The 1,891-nt window shown below is 70.1% G+C and carries 4 protein-coding genes; 1 reads left to right on the forward strand and 3 read right to left on the reverse strand.

The window, feature by feature from the left end; genetic code table 11:
- On the reverse strand, positions 1-723 hold a 723-nt coding region (locus tag K377_RS41070; protein WP_146614877.1), incomplete at its 3' end, for a tyrosine-protein phosphatase.
- Entirely contained in the window at positions 720-959 is a 240-nt protein-coding gene (locus tag K377_RS41075) for a hypothetical protein (protein ID WP_111668711.1), read from the reverse strand. The genes K377_RS41075 and K377_RS41070, both read right to left, overlap by 4 nt.
- A gap of 219 nt (positions 960-1,178) precedes the next feature.
- Here K377_RS41075 and K377_RS41080 point away from each other — a divergent pair, with 219 nt between their 5' ends.
- The gene (locus K377_RS41080) at positions 1,179-1,475 is read left to right on the forward strand and encodes an acyl carrier protein (RefSeq protein WP_161195196.1); all 297 of its coding nucleotides are present in this window, start codon (positions 1,179-1,181) and stop codon (positions 1,473-1,475) included.
- Positions 1,476-1,512: 37 nt separating this feature from the next.
- On the opposite strand, the gene K377_RS41085 is transcribed toward K377_RS41080, so the two are convergent.
- Positions 1,513-1,891, reverse strand: a 379-nt coding sequence (locus tag K377_RS41085) for a methylmalonyl-CoA mutase family protein (RefSeq protein WP_237552027.1), incomplete at its 5' end; no start/stop codon positions are given.

Here is a 1,891-nt window from a genome sequence, read left to right on the forward strand (position 1 = left end):
GTCCCGTGCGGCTCGCAGGCGCAGGACGTCGAGCACGTGCTGGGGGACGCCCGGTGGGAGGGCGCAGCGGCGCAGCACTTCGGCGGGCGTCTCGCCCCGTCGTGCGGCGTAGCCGTCGAGCCAGTCGCGGCGTCGGGCGAGGGCCCGGCCGGTGCGGCCGAACTCCTCGCGGTTGTCGTGGTCCGGCACTCCGAGCAGCCGCAGCAGGAGCAGGATCACCAGACCGGTGCGGTCCTTGCCGAGCCGGCAGCCGACGACGACCGGTCCGGTGTCCGCGGCGACGATGCGCAGCAGCCTCTCCACCGCGCGTCCGGCGTCCGGCAGCATGCGTACGTACTGCTGGGCGAAGTGCTCGGGGCCGCGGGCCGGCGGGGGAACGTGTCGGGCGTCGGGGTCGCGCAGCGGTATCCGATGGACCGTCACGGTGTCGGACGGCGCGGGCTTTTCGTTCAGTTCCGACGGAGATCTCAGATCGAGGAAATGAACCTTTTCCCGAGTGTTCGCGGAACTGCCCTGTTCGATTTCCCGGGCCAGATTCAGTACCAGGTCGGGAAGCGCGTGTTCCATGGCGGCGGTCCTGAACACCGTCCCCGGCGCGGTCTCCTCTCCCGGAGAAGTCCGAATGCCGCCGATATCACGGGTGTTCAGATACGAGGTGAGATACGGTTCGTCTTCGCGGGAGGCTGGAACGCGGGGCTCTCCCGCGCCCCAGCGTCGGGTCATTCCGCGATGAGCCCGTCATCGTTCGCGGCGGCCTCGAGGTTCCTCTGGGCGTTCAGGAGGTCCTCGTCCAGGAGGGCCTCGCCGTCCCAGTCGGCGGAGACGTTCGCGGCGATCTCGCTGTCCCAGTCGGCGGAGACGTTGGCCGCGATCTCGCCGTCCCAGTCGGCGGAGACGCTCGCCGCGATCTCGCCGTCCCAGCCGTCCGCCGCACGGTTTATCATTTCGTTCTCGGACATCAGAACCCTTCCTGGAGAATCAGCACGGAAGAACACTTGGGCCCGAAGTTCAGCCCGCCACGAACGATTACACCCAGCCCGTGAGGCAACAAGAGAGGCGGCCGTCAATCGACCGGCTCTCCAGCGAACCCTCAGCGCTTTTCTCGATCCACCGGCATTCAAGTCGCGTTCGAGCGGAATGGAATACAACCGATGGGCCGGGCAGACAAAGGAGTCCTGATGCGTCACTCCCAGGCGATCGAAGAGTTCTTGGCCACACAGATCAGCGGGACGTCGGCGGGCACGGTGGAACCGGACCAGGATCTGCCGGCCCACGGCGTGCTCGACAGCATGGGCGTCATGCAGCTGGTCGCCTGGATCTGCGACCGCTACGCCGTCGACCTCGACGGCTGGATCCCGGACGCCGACGAACTGCGCTCGGTGCGTGCCATCGACGCGTTCATCACGCGGCAGATCGCGGCCGGCTCCGAACGGACGCGGCCGCTCGCTGGTTCGGCTGGGCCCGCGGTCCTCTGACGCGGCGCCCCCCGTTCGCCCGGCCGCACCCCGTGCGTCATCCGCCGCCCCACACCTCGCGGAGTGCGGTGCGGACCTCGCCGACGGTGGCACCGGCGGCCAGGGCGTCCTTCATCGGGTAGAGGACGTTGTCCGCGCCGGCCGCCGTCGCGCGCAGTGCCGTCAGGGTGTCGACGACGCGTTCCCCGCATCGCCAGGCGCGGAGCTTGGCGATGCGTTCGGTCTGCCGAATCGCGGCGCAGGGCGCGGGGTGCAGTGGTGCGCGGGGCGTCGCGTGAAGCCGGGCCGGGGTGTCGTCGGGGCCGGGAGGTGCCGCTGTGCTCCAGCGCGGGAGTTCGGCGCTGCAATAGGCGAGGACGTCCGCGGTCAGCCGCAGCGACGGGCGGGGCGGGAAGACGGGCACGGCCGCCAGGGGG

The sequence above is a fragment of the Streptomyces sp. PsTaAH-137 genome (assembly GCF_003259365.1).
Lineage (GTDB): Bacteria > Actinomycetota > Actinomycetes > Streptomycetales > Streptomycetaceae > Streptomyces.

Excerpts from the sequence above, each read along its gene's own strand:
- K377_RS41075 (WP_111668711.1), bottom strand. The coding sequence starts at position 959 with ATGTCCGAGAACGAAATGATAAACCGTGCGGCGGACGGCTGGGACGGC.
- K377_RS41080 (WP_161195196.1), top strand. The coding sequence starts at position 1,179 with ATGCGTCACTCCCAGGCGATCGAAGAGTTCTTGGCCACACAGATCAGC.